21 protein-coding genes and 2 pseudogenes are annotated in these 22,800 nt (G+C 39.9%); 15 read left to right on the forward strand and 8 right to left on the reverse strand.

Annotated elements, in window-relative coordinates; genetic code table 11:
• Positions 1-71: 71 nt before the first annotated feature.
• The 3 genes from IUZ65_RS09760 to IUZ65_RS09770 all read right to left on the reverse strand — a co-directional run bounded on the left by IUZ65_RS09760 (position 72) and on the right by IUZ65_RS09770 (position 3,328).
• Positions 72-1,319: a membrane dipeptidase gene (locus tag IUZ65_RS09760; protein WP_195703549.1), complete on the reverse strand. Its 1,248-nt coding sequence runs from the start codon at positions 1,317-1,319 to the stop codon at positions 72-74.
• Between the two features lie 133 nt (positions 1,320-1,452).
• Positions 1,453-2,403, reverse strand: a complete 951-nt coding sequence (locus IUZ65_RS09765; RefSeq protein WP_195703550.1) for a helix-turn-helix domain-containing protein — start codon at positions 2,401-2,403, stop codon at positions 1,453-1,455.
• A 199-nt stretch (positions 2,404-2,602) separates the two neighbouring features.
• Positions 2,603-3,328 carry a DeoR/GlpR family DNA-binding transcription regulator gene (locus IUZ65_RS09770; protein ID WP_195703551.1) on the reverse strand — a complete coding sequence of 242 codons (726 nt, stop codon included), beginning with the start codon at positions 3,326-3,328 and terminating at the stop codon, positions 2,603-2,605.
• A gap of 306 nt (positions 3,329-3,634) precedes the next feature.
• Here IUZ65_RS09770 and IUZ65_RS09775 point away from each other — a divergent pair, with 306 nt between their 5' ends.
• The 6 genes from IUZ65_RS09775 to IUZ65_RS09800 are packed head-to-tail and all read left to right on the forward strand — an operon-like array spanning position 3,635 to position 9,438.
• Positions 3,635-4,597, forward strand: a complete 963-nt coding sequence (locus tag IUZ65_RS09775) for an ABC transporter substrate-binding protein (RefSeq protein WP_195703552.1) — start codon at positions 3,635-3,637, stop codon at positions 4,595-4,597.
• Positions 4,598-4,631: 34 nt separating this feature from the next.
• Positions 4,632-6,329: an ABC transporter permease gene (locus IUZ65_RS09780; protein ID WP_195703553.1), complete on the forward strand. Its 1,698-nt coding sequence runs from the start codon at positions 4,632-4,634 to the stop codon at positions 6,327-6,329.
• Positions 6,317-7,339 carry an ABC transporter ATP-binding protein gene (locus IUZ65_RS09785; RefSeq protein WP_195703554.1) on the forward strand — a complete coding sequence of 341 codons (1,023 nt, stop codon included), beginning with the start codon at positions 6,317-6,319 and terminating at the stop codon, positions 7,337-7,339. The genes IUZ65_RS09780 and IUZ65_RS09785 overlap by 13 nt, the downstream gene beginning before the upstream one ends.
• Entirely contained in the window at positions 7,336-8,433 is a 1,098-nt protein-coding gene (locus tag IUZ65_RS09790) for an MBL fold metallo-hydrolase (RefSeq protein ID WP_195703555.1), read from the forward strand. The genes IUZ65_RS09785 and IUZ65_RS09790 overlap by 4 nt, the downstream gene beginning before the upstream one ends.
• Positions 8,420-8,992: a histidine phosphatase family protein gene (locus tag IUZ65_RS09795; RefSeq protein ID WP_195703556.1), complete on the forward strand. Its 573-nt coding sequence runs from the start codon at positions 8,420-8,422 to the stop codon at positions 8,990-8,992. Before IUZ65_RS09790 ends, IUZ65_RS09795 begins: the two co-directional genes overlap by 14 nt.
• A complete protein-coding gene (locus IUZ65_RS09800) occupies positions 8,989-9,438 on the forward strand; it encodes a phosphatase domain-containing protein (RefSeq protein WP_195703557.1) in 450 nt (149 codons plus the stop codon). The genes IUZ65_RS09795 and IUZ65_RS09800 overlap by 4 nt, the downstream gene beginning before the upstream one ends.
• An 893-nt stretch (positions 9,439-10,331) precedes the next feature.
• Here IUZ65_RS09800 and IUZ65_RS09805 read toward each other — a convergent pair.
• Complete coding sequence (locus IUZ65_RS09805) at positions 10,332-10,967, reverse strand: class I SAM-dependent DNA methyltransferase (protein ID WP_195703558.1); 636 nt, start codon at positions 10,965-10,967, stop codon at positions 10,332-10,334.
• Between the two features lie 109 nt (positions 10,968-11,076).
• Between IUZ65_RS09805 and IUZ65_RS09810 the strand changes: the two genes are divergently transcribed.
• From IUZ65_RS09810 to IUZ65_RS09830, 5 genes and pseudogenes are all read left to right on the forward strand, one after another.
• Positions 11,077-11,970 carry a LysR family transcriptional regulator gene (locus IUZ65_RS09810; protein ID WP_195703559.1) on the forward strand — a complete coding sequence of 298 codons (894 nt, stop codon included), beginning with the start codon at positions 11,077-11,079 and terminating at the stop codon, positions 11,968-11,970.
• 186 nt (positions 11,971-12,156) lie between these two features.
• Positions 12,157-12,372: a hypothetical protein gene (locus IUZ65_RS09815; protein WP_195703560.1), complete on the forward strand. Its 216-nt coding sequence runs from the start codon at positions 12,157-12,159 to the stop codon at positions 12,370-12,372.
• Between the two features lie 310 nt (positions 12,373-12,682).
• A complete protein-coding gene (locus tag IUZ65_RS09820; RefSeq protein WP_195705070.1) occupies positions 12,683-13,051 on the forward strand; it encodes a MerR family transcriptional regulator in 369 nt (122 codons plus the stop codon).
• Between the two features lie 58 nt (positions 13,052-13,109).
• Positions 13,110-13,484, forward strand: a pseudogene (locus tag IUZ65_RS09825) (carboxymuconolactone decarboxylase family protein); the annotation flags it as partial.
• A 156-nt stretch (positions 13,485-13,640) separates the two neighbouring features.
• Positions 13,641-13,913, forward strand: coding sequence for a carboxymuconolactone decarboxylase family protein (locus IUZ65_RS09830; protein ID WP_229638145.1), 273 nt, complete (start codon positions 13,641-13,643; stop codon positions 13,911-13,913).
• 562 nt (positions 13,914-14,475) lie between these two features.
• On the opposite strand, the gene IUZ65_RS09835 is transcribed toward IUZ65_RS09830, so the two are convergent.
• Positions 14,476-15,456: a DUF1254 domain-containing protein gene (locus IUZ65_RS09835; RefSeq protein ID WP_231363582.1), complete on the reverse strand. Its 981-nt coding sequence runs from the start codon at positions 15,454-15,456 to the stop codon at positions 14,476-14,478.
• A gap of 120 nt (positions 15,457-15,576) precedes the next feature.
• Between IUZ65_RS09835 and IUZ65_RS09840 the strand changes: the two genes are divergently transcribed.
• Complete coding sequence (locus tag IUZ65_RS09840) at positions 15,577-16,458, forward strand: LysR family transcriptional regulator (RefSeq protein ID WP_195703563.1); 882 nt, start codon at positions 15,577-15,579, stop codon at positions 16,456-16,458.
• 1,082 nt (positions 16,459-17,540) lie between these two features.
• On the opposite strand, the pseudogene IUZ65_RS09845 reads toward IUZ65_RS09840, so the two are convergent.
• Together IUZ65_RS09845 and IUZ65_RS09850 are read right to left on the reverse strand one after the other, a co-directional pair.
• Positions 17,541-17,723, reverse strand: a pseudogene (locus tag IUZ65_RS09845) (IS110 family transposase); the annotation flags it as partial.
• 146 nt (positions 17,724-17,869) lie between these two features.
• Positions 17,870-18,223, reverse strand: coding sequence for a DoxX family protein (locus tag IUZ65_RS09850; RefSeq protein WP_195703564.1), 354 nt, complete (start codon positions 18,221-18,223; stop codon positions 17,870-17,872).
• A 101-nt stretch (positions 18,224-18,324) separates the two neighbouring features.
• Here IUZ65_RS09850 and IUZ65_RS09855 point away from each other — a divergent pair, with 101 nt between their 5' ends.
• Together IUZ65_RS09855 and IUZ65_RS09860 are read left to right on the forward strand one after the other, a co-directional pair.
• The gene (locus IUZ65_RS09855) at positions 18,325-19,218 is read left to right on the forward strand and encodes a LysR family transcriptional regulator (protein ID WP_195703565.1); all 894 of its coding nucleotides are present in this window, start codon (positions 18,325-18,327) and stop codon (positions 19,216-19,218) included.
• A gap of 600 nt (positions 19,219-19,818) precedes the next feature.
• Entirely contained in the window at positions 19,819-20,013 is a 195-nt protein-coding gene (locus IUZ65_RS09860; protein ID WP_195703566.1) for a hypothetical protein, read from the forward strand.
• Positions 20,014-20,196: 183 nt separating this feature from the next.
• Here IUZ65_RS09860 and IUZ65_RS09865 read toward each other — a convergent pair whose 3' ends face one another.
• Positions 20,197-21,096 (reverse strand): LysR family transcriptional regulator, encoded by a 900-nt coding sequence (locus tag IUZ65_RS09865; RefSeq protein WP_195705071.1) that lies wholly within the window; start codon positions 21,094-21,096, stop codon positions 20,197-20,199.
• A 298-nt stretch (positions 21,097-21,394) separates the two neighbouring features.
• On the opposite strand from IUZ65_RS09865, the gene IUZ65_RS09870 reads away from it, so the two are divergent.
• Positions 21,395-22,147 carry a hypothetical protein gene (locus tag IUZ65_RS09870; RefSeq protein ID WP_195703567.1) on the forward strand — a complete coding sequence of 251 codons (753 nt, stop codon included), beginning with the start codon at positions 21,395-21,397 and terminating at the stop codon, positions 22,145-22,147.
• Positions 22,148-22,800: the final 653 nt, after the last annotated feature.

Here is a 22,800-nt window from a genome sequence, read left to right on the forward strand (position 1 = left end):
TCTAAACCAGCTCACGATAGAAAGAGCCGATGCTTTTACATCGGCTCCTAATTCAGGTTCAGAATTCAAACTTATTTAGACATGTAACGCTGGCGTAGATCGTTACGTAATTTAACGCGGGCTTCTAAATCTTCAAAATGCTGCTCTGTGGAAACACCTTCCCACATTAGTTGATAAACTCTCATCTTATTGCCACCATAGATCTTAGCCAGATCTTGATTGGTATAACCACGCTTCCAAAGTTCATCGGTAATTGCGGGTAAGATTCTAGCCAACATGCCAGAGTCTGTTGAACCCTTATTAAACGCATTCACCATATAGCCATCATCGGCATAGGTGGATGCGTTCGCTTTTGCAAAACCAACTATGTTTTCTGTTGTAAACAAATCATCAGATGCAATACCAACGTGATCAACCCCTACCAGTTTCACATAATAATCAACCATGTCTGCGGCTTGTTGAGGCGAAATATCTTCTGGCCAAACTCCATCCATCATCCATTCAGTAAACGTAGGAGAAATAAACCCACCACTCTTGGCTGCACGGAGTGCATCTGCATCACTGATATTTCGGTAACACCCTTTCGGTGTTGCTTCTTTTCCATTTTCATATAAACCAGCAGGAAGGGAATGAGTATAAACAAAAGGAACATTTGGATAGTTTTCTTCCATGTATGTCATTGCATCATTAGCCGTTTTACTTCCTGTGTGACTTAGGTCTAGAAGAATGCCATATTTTACCAGTTCATCTATGACTTGTTTCCCCCAAGCGGTTAAGCCGTCATCTTTTCCTTTCCATCCAACCAAAGCTCCTGAGCCAGTACGGAATCGGTCGTTGTAGGCTAGAATCATACTTGCCATGCCCATCTCTTTTAAGATGGCCATCCTACCTAAATCCTGTTCAAGAATAGTGGCAGTTTGGCTATTCCAAATAACCGCTGTTTTACCTTGAATATGTGCAGATTCGATATCACGAATGCTTCTAACAAATGTATATTTGTCAGGTTGTTGCGCCATCGCTTCTCGGTACTTCTGATGTTGAAATAGTAAGTCATCGAAATTCATAGAAGCGGCAGTTAGAGTCATGTCATGCCCAGTGATTCCTGCCTGACGAGACTCTTCAAAATAGTCGAGTAATTGCTTATCCTCTGTCCATCCTGCCCCATATGGGCTAGCTAAAAACCCAAGAACTACCGAGTCTTTCACAAATTGTTCTGCCTTTGGAGACGCTGGCCACTTTTTACTTTCTAAACTAGCATGTGAGGAAAAGGCCACCATTAGACCTAACGTTGTTGCTCCAAATAACTTAGCTAACTTCATTCTTGCACTCCTTGCATTGGCATTTCCAGCTTACGGATATTTGATGTATCCCTTTAATTAAACAACAAATTAACAATTTAGCCGTGTTAATTACCAGTGGTGGCGCAAAATGCACATCGAAGACGAAGTTAGGTCAATGCCGTTGGCTTTCTAGCCAGCGTAATGGAGAAAGCCCCTCCGATCTTTTAAACGCTCTAATAAATTGAGAAGGTGCTGCATAGCCTAGTTGAGCAGCGATATTTTCGATTGAGATTTTATTCTTATAGAGAAGTGTTTTAGCAAACTTAACGTTTAACGTGTCTTTGATTTTTCTAAAACTCGTTCCTTCATTTTGTAAACGCCGCTGTATAGTTCTGCAACTAATTCCAACTAGGTCAGAAAAATCTTGGAGAGAAAAATTTTGTTCACCAATGTAGCTTTCTAAAGCGTATTCAATATTTTTTGCATATGTAATGGGTGGGTTACTAGGAAACGTTTTTGCTAATGTGTCGATAGCACCTCTATCTCCCTCCATTAAGATACCAGCAGATTTTCGCTCTATGTAGAGTGGTACATTATTGGGCAGTTTGAATTGACGAAGCAGTGAAGCATCACCTTTGGTGATTTTAAAACCTTTAATAACAAGTTCTTTACCTAATAGTTGAGTAAAGCTTGCTTCAATGAAAAACAGTGTTAGAAGTTCTTCTTCTAGCGTGATTTTGGAGGCAGCAGCGGAGAAGTTAAGTGAATCAATACTTACCCATATTCCATAATCGGTAGAAGTTAAAGACATTTGATTATAAGCAGAATGGCTTTTAAGAAATTGGAGAGAATATTGCCCGTTTAATTTGTCAATTTGATTAGCGACGATTGTCTTGGCTTCTTTCTTTATCGTTTCAACAAATTGATCGTGCTGTAAGGCTCTATGAAATTTTATCAGTAACTCGCCAAGTTCAATTTGTGGACGATACTCAGATTCTGACGGCCGAACTGGATACGTAAATGCCAACGACTCCAACAGTTCTGGTTCTGACGTAAGTAATTGGTCTAACAAATTACTAAAATAGTTAAAGGTTTCTCTCTTCACTAGCGGAATATTACTCATTGATCATCTTTAAACGTATTACACATTAGTATCTGCCTTATGTGGCGAATTAACTGAATTGAGCACGGGTTTATATACAATACACCTGCTTAGCATAGTAGAAATAATCTGTGTGTTCGAGGTCGCCTCAAGACTCGGAGGAGCAGTCTAAAGGATTGCTCCCAATCTTCTGTTAAAACGCCGTTGTCATCCCATCTTGTTAGACGGTTTTCCAGTTGATTAAGTCTCCTTCCATCTGAGCCAACGCTTCTTGAGTTGGCTCAAAATCGGACACAACGAGATCAAAATCACTAACATGACCAATTTGGCAAGAAGCTTTCACGCCTAGCTTACTGCTATCTACAACGAGAATGTTAAATTGGGAGTACGTACACAGCGCTTCTCTTGCCATTACTTCCGTGTCGTTATAGTCGTAAAGATATCCTTGAGAATCAACACCTCCTACGGAGACGACGCCAGCTTGTACGCGATAACGTTGGAAAAAACGTAAAGCATCACCTCCAATAATATCTTTATCTCGCTTTCGTAGTTTACCACCCGCAATAGTGATACTGACATTTGGGTGCTCACATAAATACGACGCTGCATATAGGTTATTGGTGTAAATTTCTAAGTTTACGTCTCTCGAAAGCGATCTGGATACCATCTCTACAGTGGTTCCTGTTCCTAAAAAGCAGCTGCTAAATTCAAGTAAACGCTGTGCAACTTCTTTTCCAATTCGTTCTTTTCCTGCTCGGTTATGTAATTCTCGGGAGTTATAAGCAACATTTTCTCTTTGAAATGCAGCAACGCCACCATGTGTTCTAAAAACTTGACCTCTTTCGGTTAGAAAGCGAATGTCAGCACGAATGGTTTGAAGCGATACCCGACAAAGTTGGGATAACTCTTCGACACTTTGTTCTCCTTTATGTACGACTTGTTTCATTATTAATTCTCGTCGCTCACTCTGATTTACCATAAAAACTCACTCAAATAGATACCAATAAAAATATACTGAATTATGAACAGGCATAGCCATGATGACAAAAATATAACACATTATTTTTATTTGGCGATGCTTTCTATTCGAAAGGAAAATTACATCATAACGAAATCAAAATGAATTATTTATGTAACACACCAGTGGTTAAATATGGTTCGGCACTGGGTAACGGACAATTACTGAGTTCTTTCCATTGCTTACTTATACCATCCACGTAACACAATACTATTTCTATACAATGAGGAACGTATGAATAAAGTAACGGCATTATTTTTATCACTGATATCTGTCTCTGCCAGCGCTCAGACAGATCTATTACTCTATACCAGCCAACCTAACCAAGATGCTCAACAGACTGTTGCCGCGTTTGAAAAGCAAAACCCTGAAATTAGAGTTAACTGGATACGTGATGGAACCACAAAATTGATGGCGCGTTTTCAGGCTGAACAGGAAGCGGGAGTAAAGAGTCCAGATATGCTGTTGATAGCGGATAGCGTAACAATGGAATCACTAAAACAGAAAGACTTGCTTTATCCCTATGCCTCGAAATATCAGAAAAATTATGATCCTGCGGTGTATGAACCACAAGGTTTTTATCATGGCACTAAGATGATTACGACCGGGATTGCTTATAACACTCAAGCCAATTTTAAACCCGATTCTTGGTGGGATCTAACGAAACCAGAAGCGAAAAACCTAACCGCTATGCCTAGCCCACTTTATTCCGGTGCTGCGCTTATTCACCTTGCAACCTTAACCGAAAATAAAAACATAGGTTGGAATTACTATCAGGAACTTAAAAACAACGAGGTTAAAGCTCAAGGGGGGAATGGAGGAGTACTTACCGCTCTTTCATCTGGAACGAAAGCCTACGGTGCGATTGTTGATTTTCTTGCTATCCGTGAAAAAGCTAAGGGTGCACCTATTGAATTTGTATTCCCTAAAGAAGGGGTCAGTATGGTGACTGAACCTGTTGCGATTCTTGCTAGCAGTAAGCAAAAAGAAGCGGCTCAAAAGTTTGTAGATTTTTTACTGTCAAACCAAGGCCAAGAAATGGTTAAAGCGCAAGGTTACTTACCTGCTTCTAATGAAGTTGGCACTCCAGAAGGTTTTCCACCGCGAGATAAAATCAAGTTGTTGTCATTTAATGCTGACAGTGCACTAAAGAACGCGAACGAAAACAAGAATCGTTTTGCAGAAATATTTAACTAAATAAGTTTGTTAACCATTAATGAATACAGTATTTATGACAAATAACACAAGCCTTTATAAAGGGCTTGTGTTTCTGTTGCTGTTGCTGTTGCTAGTTACGATATTAACTATCCTACCTTCACTGCAACTATTTATAACATCATTATCTGACCTTAGTATGGGGCTAGAGTCTAGCCTATGGCGGGTGCTTTCTAAATCATCAACTTGGAAAGCGCTTGGGCATAGCCTATATACGAGCACACTTGCTATGACGCTTTCTCTGTTAATTGGAGGGGGAGTTGCATTGCTAGTGGCGTCGACAGATATTCACTATAAATCTCTTTGGGCATTTTTGTTTATGTTACCAATGATGATTCCACCTCAGGTTACAGCTTTAAGTTGGATACAACTGTTTGGCCCTAGTAGCACCATCTTAAAGAGCATAGGCATGGCACCACCATTAGGTAGCCCAAATCCTATCTACTCAGCAGAAGGAATTGCATTTTTATTGGGTATTCAGCACTCTCCGTTGGTTTTTTTGGCATTACGAACACAGCTAATTGCCCTACCTAGAGATCAAATAGAAGCGGCTCGTTTATGTGGCGCCTCGACAAGACAGATTTTTTCTGGTGTTATTTTGCCACTTTGCTATCCAGCCATACTCGCCGCAGCAGCGCTTGCTTTTGTCTCTGCTCTGGGAAACTTTGGCATCGCCGCAATGATTGGTATTCCCATTTCTTATATGGTGTTACCGACGTTGATATACCAGTATATGGCTAATTTCGGTAGTAACGTGCTAAATAATGTTGCCAGCTTATCTATCCTTATGGCTGTTCTCGCCTATTTAATTGTTTACCTACAAAATAAAGCTCAACAAGCGAGCTCTGTTTACCTTATTGGCGGTAGTGGGCAACCGCTATGCGTTCAGTTAGGTAAGTATCGACTCATCGCACAAGTCATGCTCTCACTGCTTCTTGGTCTGATATTAGTGGCGCCTCTTATTGCGTTAATTTTTAGCTCTTTGATTCCTGCAATGGGAGTACCTCTGAACTGGCAGACTCTTACTTTCGACGCTTACAGCACTATTTTTGCAAAACAGAGTTCAACCTATACGGCACTCACTAACAGTTTGTTTCTTTCTATTGCCGCAGCGATAACCCTTATTGGACTTTGTATACCACTTGCCTATTTGACCACTCGTTCACCTGGTAGAAGAACTCAACTTCTGATCAGTATGATCGATATACCATTTACGTTGCCGGGTATCGTATTAGCTATCGCTTGTATCCTATTATTTGCTCGCCCCGTTCCGTGGCTCGAATGGAGTCTCTATGGCACTCTAGGCATCATTTTTATCGCCTATCTTGCGCGGTTTATGGCCGTCTGTTTTAAACCCATTTTTACACAGATGAAGCAAGTGGATCCTGCGATGGAAGAAGCGGCTCAACTTGCTGGCGCTAGCCTATTTGAACGTCTCAAAGATATCATTTTCCCACTTTTAGCCCCTTCAGCGTTTGCCGGGGGATTGCTCGTGTTTCTTACCGCAGTCAATGAGTTAACAGTATCGGCTCTCTTATGGAGTGCAGGGACGGAAACTCTCGGTGTTGTCATTTTTAACTTGGACGAAAGTGGCAATAAAGTATTGGCATCTGCTGTTTCTGTCTTTGTTGTCTTTCTCATTGCAATAATCATGTGGTTGCTTAACAGTTTGTCGCGCTATTTACCTAAGGGGGTTATTCCATGGCAGAACTAATTCTTGATAATGTTTCTAAGAATTTTGACGACCAAACTGTCGTTGATAAGTTTTCACTCACTATTCCAGAAGGTGCATTTTGTGCCTTATTGGGGCCGAGTGGTTGTGGAAAAACAACAACTCTAAGAATGATTGCTGGTTTAGACAATCTGACATCTGGCAAGTTAATGATGGATAAGCAGATACTTGATAATGGAAGCAGTTTTATTCCTCCTGAAAAACGCCAAATGAGTATGGTTTTTCAATCCTATGCGTTGTGGCCCCACATGACCGTAAAAGAAAATGTCGCCTACCCACTGAAAGTACAAAGGCAATCGGCGGTGCATATTCAGACAGTGTTACGTCGAGTATTGGAAACGGTAGATATGGAAAAATACGCAAATCGTAGAGTTCAGGATCTTAGTGGTGGTCAGCGGCAACGCGTAGCACTTGCCCGTTGTCTTGTTGCCGAACCAAAGGTTGTATTGCTTGATGAGCCGCTCGCGAACCTTGACCGCCATTTACGGTCTGCAATGGAGCAGAGCTTTCGAGAGTTCCACCGAAAAACAGGGGCAACGTTTGTTTTTGTTACCCATGATCAAGCGGAAGCCATGGCATTGGCGACCCATGTTGCGGTAATGAATCAGGGGAGATTGATACAGTCGGGAACACCTGAATCTCTCTATCAACAGCCCGAATCTTCTTGGTTGGCCGGTTTTATAGGCAAAGGTAGTGTGCTAAATCTCCCGATAAAGCAGTATAACCGCAGGAAGTTAGATGCTCGAGATCTCGAACTTAGCTCCTCGGTAACACCATTACCAGTGCTATTGCGCCCTGAACATGTTGTGATTGCCGAAAGTGGCATTTCTGCAATTGTAAAAGACTGTGTTTTTCTCGGAGAGCGCTATCTTCTAACATTGAGTTTTACTCATGACCAGCAGTCGGTCACTTGCTATCACAATTCTGCGTTACCTTTAAATACAACCGTTTATGTCGAATTAGAACAAGGTTGGCGGGTGGATGTCGCATGAGTATTTCTATTGAAGTATTAAGTGGCCTATTACCGAAAGCCCCAGCAGCAATTTTGCTGACTATCGATAACAAACGATTTCTACTGGATGCAGGGGCATGTATTGGCACAACCGAAATACCTTGGTGCCTTTCTGACGAAATCGACGCTGTATTTATTAGCCACGATCATCACGACCATCTAGGTGGTATAAAGAAAATACCTCGTCATATCCCTATATATTGTTCAGCTTTTGTCGCGACCAAACTGTCGTTACATGACAATGTTCATGTTCTCCCCGCAAATGGCTGTTCGGACATCATGGGAATTCAAGTTCAATCAGGTTCAAACGGCCACGCATTAGGTGGGCTCTGGTTTCATTTTAATGTTGAAGGCGGCCTATTTTACAGCGGCGATTACTGCTTAGAATCAGACACTTACCGGTTTGATTTTCCTCCCGTAGCTAAAACAGCACTCCTTGATATGTCATATGGTGGCTACAATACGCCACTTATAAAGCAGCAAGAACAATTATCAGATGAGTTAAATGAAATTAGACACATTGGAAGCATTCTATTGCCCGTTCCAGCGTCAGGTAGAAGTATTGAGCTTGCTATATGGTTGGAAGAACATTTTTCTTGGCAAATTTGTTTTGATGAAAACGGCTTCCAACATATCCAACAAGCACTGCAACTGGAAGATGCTGGGCTGACCCCAAGGGTAATAAGTCGACTCAATAATCTCTGCCAATCAGCTTGTGTCATTGACAACACATTTAATATCGGGCCAATGGACATTATCTTAGCTGGTTCTCCAGACTTGGATGGCGGCTTGGCCAAAACCCTAATCGATATGGACATTAGTTTAGTACAAAAGACCATTTTTACAGGTCATATTGGGGAATATGCAAAGGAGCTTTGCCAGCAAAAACGAGCAAGTTTTACTCGTTGGAATGTTCACCCAACGCTGTCGGATAGTATCGCGTTAACTCAGCACCTTCAATGCCAAACACTTATTCCTTTATTTCATCCGAACTTAGCGTCTCTTGAAACAGAGATGTTTAATTCTGATGTTCACACTCATTCATATTGGGAACCATCTTATGCAACTAGTTAACAAGCCATTTATTTTTATGCGTCACGGTGAAACTCAAGCTAATCAGAATAATGTTTTCTGTGGGGCGACGGACATACCACTCAATGGGATTGGTAAACAGCAAGCGATTGACGCACAAAAACGAATAGCCGCTCTGAAAATGGATGGAGTTACTGTTGTTTCAAGCTCTATGTTAAGAGCGGTAGAAACAACGGAACTTGCGTTACCAAATATCGCTTTTACCACCGATACCGATCTGTCTGAACGCAATTGGGGTGATTTGGAACTACAACCCATTACCAAGCAAGTCTGCTATTTAGAAACCCCTCCGGGTGGCGAACCTTGGGAACTGTTCATCACTAGGGTAACTAAGGCACTAAACAGAATACTATCTGCCTACGAAAGCCCAATGATTGTTGCGCATTCTGGTGTTTATAGAGCTATTCAGTTTCACCTAATCGGGACTCCTTCTGGGCCCAGAGTCCCTAACGCTACACCTATTCGTTTCTGGCCAGAGTCGTACGGATGGAAGCAAAAAATCATAGATGAACATACAAATAAAGAGAGGAATAAAGGATGAAAAGCTGTGTGATTGTGGATGTAGATGGAACCCTAGCGGAATTTGATCCAGAAGCGGTTAAATCATGGGTGTTAGGAGATGAAAAACATTGGGATGCCTTTTTTGACTATATGCGAGATGCACTGCCGGTTCAAAATATTTATAAATTAGTTAATCATTTGGCCAAGCAGGGAGAAGCCATTATTATCTGTAGCGGAAGACCAGATAGCCACAAACAGCATACATTAGATTGGCTAGACAAACATTGTATACCTTATGAAGATATTTATCTGCGACCAAGGGGTAGAGACGCCGACTCCGATGCATCAGTTAAAAAAGACTTGCTAGACGATATTCATAAAGCTGGTTATTCACCTTGGCTGGTATTAGATGATCGTACTGAGGTTGTGGACTACTGGAGAAGTGCGGGTCTTACGTGTCTACAAGTTGCTCCTGGGGATTTTTGAAATTAGACGTTTAAATATGGCGTTGTACTACCAAGCTAAAAACTGTTTGATACAAGGCCTAAATTCACAATACTCTTGGGTAAATGTGCCTATTCAAAATTTTGAATGAATAACCACATAACCCAAAAAAGCCTTATGCTTTCCGATTAAAACTTTCCCCGCATCGGTGGGTTCTTTAAGCCACATTTCTGTTTTCCTACAATGTTCACCTTTGCGGGCTCTGACCGAAGCATCCTTTTCTTTCTCATCAATCCAAATCCGATATAGAGAAAGTATTCTGTTATGCATCTGTCCAAAGGTGAGTTGAGTCACTAGTTCGGCTGAGAAGGTTCTGCCCCAATATCATTTAGAGCTATTCTTAATCACACCTAGCGAACTAGTTAATTACCCCAATTTAAGTAATGAATCAATATATACCTTGCTGATTCATTTAACTATGTCTATAGATTTGTTAGTTGTCCTGTGGGGTATATACGTTAAAAGAATGCAGTTAAGGTCGTTGATAGATGGCTAACCAAAAAAATCGGCAAAGCGGCAATAGAAATGCTCAAAAGATATTCTAATGGTGAGATGATTCTGAAAGAACCGTACACGGCCGCGATTCCACCACCTCCTCCTAGTATTGTATTTCCAGGCATATTCAAAAGTAGAATAAGAGACAAAACTGGGCTCATCGTATTGACACGTTTCAAAAATCGAGACCCAGCAATGACGTCTTCAATTTGCGTATCGTGCTTTTCTGACCAATAACGGCCAAAACAATACGGAAGAAAAAGGCCGAAAATTGTCGATAAATAAACGACATAAGCACTTTCGACCCCCAGTACTATTAATAAAATGCTATTTCTGTTGAAGGAATATACGAAAGAGCGAGCAATAACTTTATGAGTAACTTATACATGGTACTCGTTCGGTTTTCTGGCAATCACGAACACATTATTTTTGTCGATTTCCCACGATGTCTGAACCTGAAAATGCCCTCTTATTAATGAAGATAGAAGCTCATCTTCGCGTTGGTAAACTAGGTGTGGAACAAAACCTGTTTTCTGGGCAAGCATCAGCAGCCAGCGCAGTGGGAAAGGGATATCATTAAGCAAAACAAGACTAAAAACAATATACCCATTGGGTTTCAATGCGCTCATCAGCGCCTCAACGACAGAATCGGCATCATCAATGAGATGCAATACACTATGGGCCATTACAAGGTCATACTTTTCACTTGGAATAGAAAAAGTTTCAATATCTTCTACAGTGAACGAGATGTTGTGGATATTATCTTCGATTGCTCGAGTCTTTGCGATATTTATCATACTTTCAGAGAAATCACATGCATCGTATTGTCTAACTTTACTTGATAGTAAAAGTGCAGTAGACCCAGTGCCACATCCTAGTTCAAGTACATCTGCGTTTGAGTGTAATAACTGACTGATTTTATCTAACTTAGACTTATAGGCATCTTGATTTTTCACTGGCGTCTTATAATATTTTGCCGCCATGCGGTTCCAAAATTCGGCTTGTTGATTCATCATTGACTCCTTTAGTCCTATAGTGAATAGAATATGAGTATCCTGAATATGAACTCTTTTCACAATTGACTAGACTTGAATGGCAGCCATAAAAAATCGCATGGAGCAACACATGAATTGGGATTCACTGAAGTTTGATTGGAACAAAGCTAGGGCGTTTTTGGTTACCGCGGAAGAAGGGTCCTTTTCAGCCGCTGCCAGAGCATTAGGAATGAGCCAACCGACTTTGGGTAGACAAGTGTCTAGTTTAGAGGAAGAGCTTGGTGTGATTCTCATCGAACGGGTTAGTCAAGGTATTCACGTTACACCGCTTGGGCTTGAGTTACTACTTCATCTTAAGGATATGGGGGAAGCTGCTTCTAGGTTTTCGATGTCAGCATCTGGCCAAAAAAGTGAGATGAAGGGAAAGGTCCGCATTTCATGCACCGATACAATGGCCGCCTATATATTGCCAAATCTTATTCGTCTTTTTCATAAAGAAGAACCGAAAATTGTAATAGAAATCATATCGTCTCATGAAATAACCGATATTTTACGCAGGGAATGCGATATCGCTATTCGCCATAGTGAGCCTGAAGATGATGATTTAGTTGCGCGAAAACTACCCGACCAATTGTTTAAATTATATTGCTCAAAGGACATAGAGAAGTCGTTAAGCGACACACTAGAAGGAGAACTTATTCCCTTTGTTGGGGTTTTGGGTGCTAACGACCAAATTATTGCAGAGCTGAATCGTTTAGGTTTTCTTATTACGGAGGAAAATTTCAGATGCTATGCTGGCAATCATGTTGAACATTGGAATTTAGTCAGAGCTGGTATGGGGGTTGGTATTATGGCGGAGTCAATAGCTAAACAATGTAGTGATGTCGTTGAATATCAGAAGTTATCGGCTCCTATTTGCGTACCAACTTGGTTAGTCACACATCGAGAACGAGCAAACAATCTGCGATTAAAGCGTGTTTATGATTACATTGCAGAATCATTAATCCAAATACTAAAACCATAGAATCATCAAGATTCGAACTTTAGGCCAATATAAATTGGTACGTTTTTACAAATTCAAATTTTAGGTATACAAATGTGCATAGTCTCATGCGGTGTTGGTCATTGAGTTTTCGTTTCTCTGCGAGATAAAATCATTAGGTGCGCGATTGAGGCGCACCTAATGAAATATGTATAGCTGGAGCTAGATATGAAAATTGCAGTAGCCGCATTAAGTTCACTTTTATTACTTGGATGTTCTTTTTCACCGAAATACTCATTTAGTACAGATAACACGTTAGGAAAGGAATTGATGGATTTACAATCTGCTTTTGAACTATCAGCACTTAATGAATCGGAATACTCTCAAGCCAAACACTCTTTAATAGATCAACGAAAAACCCCTGAACTGTTTAAAGCTGAATGATGTTCAAATCTAGTTGAATATAGAGGGTGATAAATTGAAGAAATTGAAGAGACATACCCTAAACATACATGACTAACCATCTTAGTCATTTATGATTAGGGTAGAGAATGAAGGGATTAGATTATCGTCTTATTACTCTTTAGAGGTCTATGTGTAGTGGATGAGAAAATTTGGCCAGCCACATGTAGGCTGGTCCTATGGTTGCAATACAAGAAGTAATTCGAAAAGTCAGAATGCTTCTATGGGGCGTACCATACATTTTGTCCAGAAACGTTACAGTTGTCGATTCATTATGTGCTTAGGAGGTTTTATTAATATTCAGAGCTTTTCAAAATTAACAGGTATTTCAGCACATACAATTCGATTTTATGAAAAAATTGGTGTGTTAAAACATGTAGCAAGAAATGCCAGTGGACATCGTTTTTTTACTTCAAAAGACATTGATTGGGTTGGGTTTGTCATACGGCTAAAAGAAATGGGTATGTCGTTGGATAATATAAAGCTGTATGCAGATTTAAGAGAAAAAGGAGAATCTACGTCAGAACGACGAAAACAGTTACTACAAGAGCATGTTCTTATCCTAGAAGAAAAAATAGCCTTAGAATCACTACACCTTAAAAAGATTAAAGAGAAAATAATTTATTATGAAGATGCTATTAATAACAAATTAAGCACTTGACTTAGAGTTAACTCCAAGACTTAAGCTGCTGTTTTTACATTAATAAACAGAGGCTTATATGACAACTTTAAATGAACGTTATGAAACAGGGTTAAAAAACTTAAAAATCATCGATCAAGAAGCCGGTGAAAAAGTAGCTAGCAGCTTAATTGATATTTCGCCTGATTTAGTGAAATACATGATTGAATATGCTTTTGGTGATGTTTATAACCGAACAGAGTTAACCCTAAAGTCCAAAGAATTGACTGTTGTTGCCGCTCTAACTGCAATGGGTAATGCGACACCGCAGTTAAAAGTACATATTCATGGTGCATTAAATGTAGGTTGTAACATTGCTGAAATTCAAGAAGTGGTATTACAAATGTCTGGTTATTCGGGGTTTCCAAGCGCAATTAATGGAATGTTAGCATTAAAAGATGTGGTGGAGGATCGTAAGCTAGAAGGAAAAAAAGATGAACTAGGGGTTGTACAACCTTCAATTGTCCCTAAAAATTCAACTCGTTATGAGTTAGGTGCTAACAATTTAAGCATGTTAAATTCCAATCAAGTTGAAAACTTAGAGCAAACCTTTAAAGATATTTCACCGGACATGGCAAAATTTGTTATTGAATATGGTTTTGCAGATATATTATCAAGACCTGCTTTAGATTTTAAGCACAGAGAAATGGCGACGATTGCGGCTTTAACTGCAATGGGTACCGCCCCATCTCAGCTTAAATTTCATATAAAAGCTGGGTTAAATATTGGCGTAAGCCAAGTAGAGATACAAGAAATAATGATTTTAATGAGTGTTTATGCAGGATTCCCTTCTTCGATTAATGGCACACTGGCATTAATCGAAGTGATTAATGAGAAAGGGTGAAATTAAAGCTGCACATAACAAATAAGAATAAGTGTCGCGGAGCCAGCACTTTATTCGGGTGTTGAACAAGCCCGTTGTCCTTTTAAGTAAATTGCTCGGTCGACCTGTAGCCTTCGATATGGCGCTGACACAAGCCATCTCATGATGGCTGCAGGGATGTATACGCGAGGAATGTAAAAATATCTACTCTAATTGATAAATTGCCCTAAAGCGTTTATGTCCAGAAATGAGTCGGTGGCGATTCAAGTCACAGAAATCGAGTTATACTCAAAAGCTTTAAAGTGTATGTCCCTTTTAGCATAAGACTCGGTAATCGATTTTGGCAATAGCGCCCAGCTGAAGTCTTCTTGAATAAGCTTAATAATCACAGCCAATTGATCGACATACTCATGTTGAGAGGAAAGAATGACTTTTTCCGTCATTTTGTAAAATTGAAGCAAAAATTGAAGAGACACACACCATTAGAAAAGGAAAACAGGCGATTTTTGATGCTTTGTATTTTAGTGTTATCCAGATTACAAAAGTGTGTGTCAGTGTTCCGCGTTTCGTTTCGTGACCTAAGTTAGCCCGCTTTCTTAATCATAGTTACTGGGTTGTAACCTTTCTCACCCTTGCTTACTGGCTCGCTAGGATTGTAATGGCGCATAAGAACATTAAATTTACCCGTCTTATTACCTTCCATAGTTGGGATATTATTTGGCTGACCTTCACACCCAAAACGGAGAGTGTATGTTCCATCGTTGTTAACAACTGGTGCCATTTCACTCGAAATGTTGGCTTTATCGTTAAACATGCGTCCATCAGCATTATAAACGGTCGCAGACCAGAATGCGCCTGCCTTCGGATCATTAAAAGTCGTTTCATAACATGCATTCGCATCGAAGTACTGGCTGGTTTGATAGATATTGTCTTCTACCATCGCGCCACCCCAACCGCCAGCAGCGCCAACATAATTCATATAATCGGTTTGGCCGCTTTCTTTGTTACCAAACGCCTTAGATTGGTCATAGCCGTTACTGAAATCGATGTTGCCAGCTTTATCGATCTCTTTGAAAGACACCATGTCCCACTCTTTTACTTCAAACGGTTTATCACTACCAGTTTCAATCTTCAGGTTACGGCGAGCATCATCTTCAAGAGCACGGACAATTACAAATGCGTGGTCTGTTTTTGCACTGATTTTATGGCGACCTGATCCGTAAATCATCGGCTGTGTCTCATGATTTTCGTCAACGACTTGCAGTGATACATACTGGTCAGTTTCCGGAACAGTAACGTATACATCACCGTTTGACATATCGATGACAGAAACTGAATAAAAGGTGTCTCGATTCATTCTCACCACGAATTGCTCTTCTGGAACGCTGCTCGGTACTGACATCTCAAAGAATATATTTGTACCACCTGCTTTCTCTATCACAGCGCCTAGACGCATGTTGGTGTACGCCTGAGCATAGTTATCTTCCGTGACTATGGTTGGCGCTGCAAAAACGTTGGTCGATAATAGAGCGACAGTGATAAGGGATAATGGTTTTTTCATCATAGCTACCTTTTATATTTCGTTTTCAAAGTTAATGTCATTTGGAAGAGTGTTATTTGCTCTGCCGATAGTGATTACTATATACTTCCCAAATGGAAAGTATGGAAAATAAGGCTTGCCAAAATGGAAAGTGTAGATCTAAATTTACTCCGTACCTTTGTATTGCTGTGTAAGTTGAATAGCCTAAAAAGGGCCGGGCTAAAGCTAGGAATCTCGGAAAGCGCTGTTAGCAAGCAAATGACCAAGCTAAGAGAACAATTGGGACACCCACTTTTCGAACGCACTACTGAAGGCTTGAGACCAACTCATTACAGCAGAGCTATTTTACCCAATATTGAACAAGCCTTGTCTATGGTACATTCCGCTATCTCACCGGTTGAATTCAATCCTGCCACCTATGCAGGGCCAATTACTCTCGCCTTTTTCGCCTACACATTGGAATTTTCAGGTGTTAAATTATTTAGGAAACTCTCAGAAAAATTTCCAAAAGCGCAAATAGAGTTGAAGACTTGGACATCAGATACAGAGCAAAAATTAGAAGAGGGTGATATCACCCTAGGTGTACACTTTCTAAACGAAGATCGTAGTACGAATATCTTTCAGAAGCGCATAACAGCCGATCAACTCGTGATCGCTGTCTCAAAGTCATTGGGTCGATTGACATGGGAAGAGGCGTTACAATTGCCTTTTATCAAGATCAGCAGTCAAGGTTGGAATAAAGAGCGTTACCGATATTTGGAAATGTTAAAAAATAATGGTATTGAACCCCACATCAGTATCACGGTGGACAATTTTTCAGTTGCGAGGCAAATTCTAGAACAGGGTGAGCACGCCTGTGTATTAAGCGATAGCTGGAAGGACGCTTCACTTAACACCATAGAGCCACCCAAAGAGCTTAGCATTGACCTAAACCTTGTATCTTGCATGCGTCTTGTCGATCGCCAAAGCCCACTAAACCTTGCAGTTCATGATGTGGTTAAAAGGGTCATGCTTCAATCTAGATAATTAATGCCTACGCTCAGTTAGCTTCGTTTACGCTACTTTTTGGTATCGTATTGAATCTTTTTCCATACTTGTAGTTGGTTATGAATTACTAATTTAGGAAGGTCGCTAACACATGCTTTCCCCAAAGTGTTTTAGCGATATTTTCAGCCGATGAATTTCAATCCTAAACTCTTAGACTTCCCGTATGGAATTAGGCAAACAAACGATGCGTAAAAGCTCCCAAAGATACTCACTGTGTAGACCACTTTCAACTCCCTCTAAATTACATGTTAATTCTCCATCAATTACATATATGATATTCGTACTAGAATTTGCTCGATAAATAAGTATGATGGTTAATCAATTCTTGTAACTAATTGATCTTTAAAGTGGCTACTAGCTTACTGATATTCCTTTTTATTTAAGTTCTTAATACGGAATAATTCAAATTCTAATTTGTCGTGAAACGGGAAGTTATTGACTATGTATGGAGAAAAACAAACTAAAGCTTATTGCTCTAATTGTGAAGAGTTAACACTCCACAAGTATATTTTGTTTGGTCAGGGTGATAAGTCTGAGAATCCTAGAAAATTCGGATTTCTTAAATTTTTGTTTTCGTCACTCGATCCAGGTTATGGAAGTGGTGACTACAAGTGCACCAAATGTGGTGCTTACCTTCACACACCAGATTACCTTGATTAATACCCATATAAACTTATCGACTAATCATGCTTATTCTCTTGGATAGAAATGCAATAGCTTGATAGATAGAACTGTTAGAGTCATGCACGGAATTATCCAAAAGCTTTCATCTTCGGCACTCTGAAAAGTGGTGCCGTTGTACTATTTGAGAGTCGCTTAATTCTCTGAAGGGTAGATTTTGCTCGATAGGCCAACTCGTTTATGTCCAGAAATGAGTCGGTGGCGATTCAAGTCACAGAAATCGAGTTATACTCAAAAGCTTTAAAGTGTATGTCCCTTTTAGCATACTTAAAGAAGAGCCAGAGCTGAAAGAAGAAGTCGTTATATAAATCAATAGGTTGTCTTATAAACATCTTATTGTGGGCACTCGAATCACTACAAAATGAAACGTAATCTTATTCCCAATAGTGACAACCACAGCAGCCTTCCATAGCGACAATAGAAGGTTTAGCCTTAGCAAGAAACTCTTTCATTTTTTGTCGGCTCAAAGGTTTATTGGAAAGCATTTCACCATGAACACTGATATGACAGACTTGTAGAACATTTTTAGCTAGGTCGATAGCGATAATATTGTTGTTCAACATATAGGAATCCACGTATTTATCTCATTCTCCTAAGTCTAGCTTGGCAAAGGAAGGAGTGGATTCCATAGATCATCTCATAATAGTTTAACTTACCGTTTCAGCAACGAGTCATTTAGCTTACTTTTCCTCATGCTAACAGTGAATAATCATATGAGCAACGGTGAAATCAACGATAGGGAAAGCAACAATGTTACCATCGAAGGAATAGCGTCTTTCCAGGTATCAAATTTGAAATGAAAGAAAATTGCCCCGATTGAAGTGAGTGTAATTAAACTCGCACCAAGAGCACTTACCAACAAATCTTCTGTGACCATGCCCACTAACATTCCGATTGCACCTGTCAATTCAACTAACCCAACAGTAAACATTGCAGCTCGATTGAGACCATACTTGTGAAAGAATGCTAGCTGCGGTTCGAATATGGCTTTTACCCATCCCAGTATTTTAATGGAACTTGCAAATAGAAAGAATACAATCAGCAACCCTTGAATAAACATCATAATTTTATCTCCGCATCAATTTAGTAAAACCATTTAAGCATTCCAAATAGGTGAGTAGTAGACTAAAATTTGACTTGTTATAATTCCCATTAGGAATGGTCGTGGACAAAATTCAATGCCTAACTATTTTCACCCGTGTTGCTTTTCACGGCACATTTACGGCGGCTGCAAATGAACTCAATACTACCCAAAGTGCTGTTAGCAAGAAGATCGCTTGGTTAGAGGGTGATATTGGTATTACTTTGTTTCATCGTCATGCTCGCGCAATCAGTCTTACAAACAGTGGCAAGCAATATTTGAAGTTAGCAACAAAGTTGACGGAAGAGCTGAGTACATTCGAATCTCAACTCAGGCAAGAACAAACACTAGTCTCTGGTACATTAAAGCTTTCTGTTCCCAGTGCATTTAGTGTGAAATTACTTTCGTCACCACTCAGTGAATTTATGAACTTGAACCCGAACTTAACCGTTGATGTGTCCGTGTCAGACAAGTTGATTAATTTAGTTGAAGACGATATTGATATAGCAATTCGAGCTAGTTACCTCAAAGACTCAGGGTTAAAAGCCAAGTGGTTAATGGACAATGAGCTTGTCTACTTTGCGTCCCCTGACTATTTGGCCGACAACCCATTGATTGTTAAAGCAAGTGATTTGAACCAGCACAAATGCCTCACCTATTCTTTGGCGAAACCATCAAATGTGTGGCGATTCGATGATGGAAAAGAAGAATTAAAAATCAAAGTACATGAATGCATTAGGAGTGATAACCCTGAGATGTTAGTGAAGATGGCAAAGCTTGGTCTGGGTGTAACGGCAATGCCTAGATGGATGATAGAAGAAGAACTGAAATTAAATACGCTAAAATTAGTATTGGAACAATATCAACATGCCAAATTACCTATGTACATGATTTATAAAGATGTCGACCACAAACCTCAGAGTATTCGCTCCTTTATCAATTTTCTTTCAGATTATTTCTATCAAAATAAAAAATAGAGTTTGTAAGTTTCAAGACGAGTATATGTGTCAATGCGAATTGCGATAGTGTCTATGTAGTGGGCTTTTAAAGTCATAACTATTATCCGTATCAACTCACTGGCAGAGACTGAATCTTTTCTGGCAACATTTAAAAGAAAAAATAGGTATTGGGAAAGCTTACGTAATGTAATGAGGACACACACCATAAAAAACAGAATAAACAAATTCCCCAACGTAAAAATGTGTCGTGAAATTAGTTCGTGTTGAAGGGAAGAGAACTCTTAAAGGCACTGATTACCTGAAGGCATTGGTATTACCTTCAAACAAGGTCCGTTTGTTGGAGATGGTTTCGATAAGAAAGTCACGGTACGTTTTAATTCGTGCCGTCTTTCTAAGATCAATGTGATTAAGCACCCATACAGACCAATCTGAACGAGGTATAGAGATATCAATACAGTAAATAGCGTTAAATGCTTTGATACGTGTTTCTATCTACCCTCTTCTATGTTCATCGCTTTTATTCGAGAATTTATCATACCCACTTAAAAATGAACGACGAACGCATCGAGAGACTCAGTGATAATAGAGAGTTGCTTCAATACTAGAGCTTTAAAGTGTATGTCCCTAGAATCTAACCCATTCCCAGTTTCGCTAACGAATTCGGTACGAGAGCCATTTGAGGCGATGGCGCCACATATGACGGAGGAACAGCGAAAAGTATTGAAATATGACGAATCACTGTTGGAATACTTATATTCAAATCCGATCACTAGAGCACTGAGCCACACGGCTACCACGGTCACTGTCGTTTAAGGTGGCGTTAAGGAAAACGTGATGGCTCCCAGTGCCGATGCTTTAGTTAATTTCCTTATTCTTCAAGGTGATAGTATTGAGTCAGGAACTGACGCAGAATATCACATGATTGAAAAAACTATTCATCAAACATGGGATGATCAAGATGACCTTGCGGTTGTGCCTTATTTCTTGTTTAGATTTTCAGTAAACAGATTTGTTTATGTAGTAATCTGCAACCTTAAGAATAGATTGTTTTACTTGGGAAATTTGTTTTGAATGGGGGCACCAAAGGGATATAGGAACCATTATTTCTTGTTTTATTTGGTCACATTTTATGGCCACCAGATTGTCAGTCACATATTCAGACTCGGTAATCGATTTTGGCAATAGCGCCCAGCCGAAGTCTTCTTGAATAAGCTTAATAATCACAGCCAATTGATCGACATACTCATGTTGAGAGGAAAGAATGACTTTTTCCGTCATTTTGTCATCAACTAATGACTTGAGCACAAATTGGCGTGAAGACTTCATTAGCGAGAGTGTTTCGTTGGGAGCCAAAGAAGACAGGTCACTCCCTATATGAGCAAATGGTACGAAAGGCATATTCCCTAAAAAGGTAAAATCGATGCTATTGATTACTTTGCTTTCATATATATTTACAATCCCAAAATGTATGCTTCCGTCTTCAATACCCGCTTTGATTTCTGGTTTCGTTCTAACCAGAAAATTAACTCGCATGGATGGAAAGTCTTCATATAACTGTCGACGTATCTTAGAGACAACGTGATGAGGTAAAAAACTGGCATAGGCGATAGTGACCGACTCTAACCCTCCATATGATAGGCTCAAAGCAAATCTATCAAAGGTTTTGGCTTGCTCTAATGTCTGCTTCGCATAGTGATAAAGTAGAACTGCATCTTCCGTTGGTTCTACTGTTCGGCTCAATCTCTCAAATAATGTGATAGCTAACTGATCTTCTAAATTAGTGATCACTTGTCCAACCGTCGTTCGATGCTTGTTTAATTTTATAGCGGCTTTACTGAAGGCCTGCTGTTCATATACGGCAACGAAGGTGGTTAACTGCTCTAGGCTAAAATTCATATTATCGGTAACGTTCATTTTTAGTGATGTTAAAATACTAGCACCACGGCGCTTTTTCGCCAACACAGCCCTTACTACTTTTATTGCCACTCCAGATTTAAAGACTGTCTTTTGATAATTTTATTTACTTAAATTTTCGTTGTTATACAAATACTTCCCAGTTCAGCCCTAATCGACTATGTATTGGTGTTAATGATGGATTAAGCCCTTCGTTAGAGAGTTAGTGGATATCAGTTTCCTAGTTAAAGTTACGTCATTGCTACGGCAACTTAACTTAAATCAATTAGGAATAAACATCATGACAACCGCAAAAATGACTGCTTTATCGACCGCTTTACTTGCTACTCTTTCTCTTTCTGCTTTTGCTGGCGATGGTGCAAAAGAAGTCGATCCATCCGACATGACTCGTGCTAGTTCCAATATGTACGTTGCAACCAATAACCACGGTGATATTAAGTTATCTGGCGCATTATCATACGCTTATGATAACGGTCAAATGTCGATGGTTACTTTAGAAGGATCTATGGGTAATGATGGTAAGTATAAGGATAGCCGTGCTCAGTATTTCCATGTATTTAGTTTGAATAATGCTGTTACACCTCGGGTAGCGGCATCATTGGACATCATCGATAATACTAGCTTTACTACGGCTGCGGCAGGTGGTGTCGCTATTTTTAGAACTCCGGTTGATTCACTGACCTTTTTTGGGCGTGCCGCTGTACTTGGGGGGGAGTACTCAGATGACACAACATCCGCTTTTGGTGTGCAAGATAACCGTATTATTGGTGGTATGGCGGCAGCTTATGCAGTATGGAAGCCGGGTGCAGATGGTACCTATTTTGCTGCATATCCAGAATTTACTTATATGAACGGAGATATTGAAACAAGCACAGTTAAAACAACGCTGCTTGCGGCAACGCCTTTTTCCGCAGACAAAACGCGTTGGGGCCAGTTTAAGGTGGAAAACACTTATGGAAGCATGAAGTCAGCGAATCAAAGCATTGATATCGACGATACAGTGGCTTGGTTTCAATACAAAGTATTCTTCTAAAATATTTAGGTTGTGCTAATAATGTGTTTGAAAAGGTGAATGGCGACATTCACCTTTTTGCTATTTCAGGCTCCCCTTTTATTATTTATACGATTTGATTTCCTTGCCTGAATGCGCTCGTCTATTGCACAGACGTTTGACCCATTTAGTTTTTAAGGCTTTTAAATAAATCCGAATGCCATGTTGTCTACATTCTTTATGTTAGTATTTATCTCAATCTTCTTCATTCGCTATAGCTGCGCCTAGGTCATCACCATTACGATACGGTAGTTTTCACATTGTTGATGGCTCAGAAACAAACCATCCGCGTGAAAGCGAATCTATTCATGTTCTAGTCTTAGTAGTATCGTTAGTTTCGAGTTTGCCTTCTTTCTTAACAATGAATGGTAGCTCCGCCCCTCTATATTCGCTATTACCACAACCAGTAGATCTAATTACAGCAATAATTCCCTCTCAGTTGGTCTTTGTTAAAGCTTAAACAATGATAGATATGTTTTGAAAACAGTCAGTGGCTTATAACTCCTGACCTAGGCAATTTATTGTGTTGGGGTGACGCAAAGTAATTTATTCAGTGTCTATGCGTACATGTTTTTTGACAGGGCTTGGCGTGACGAGTGTGCTGTTAATTAGCATAAACAGTTAATGAGGCAAGA

Source organism: Vibrio sp. VB16 (assembly GCF_015594925.2).
GTDB lineage: Bacteria > Pseudomonadota > Gammaproteobacteria > Enterobacterales > Vibrionaceae > Vibrio.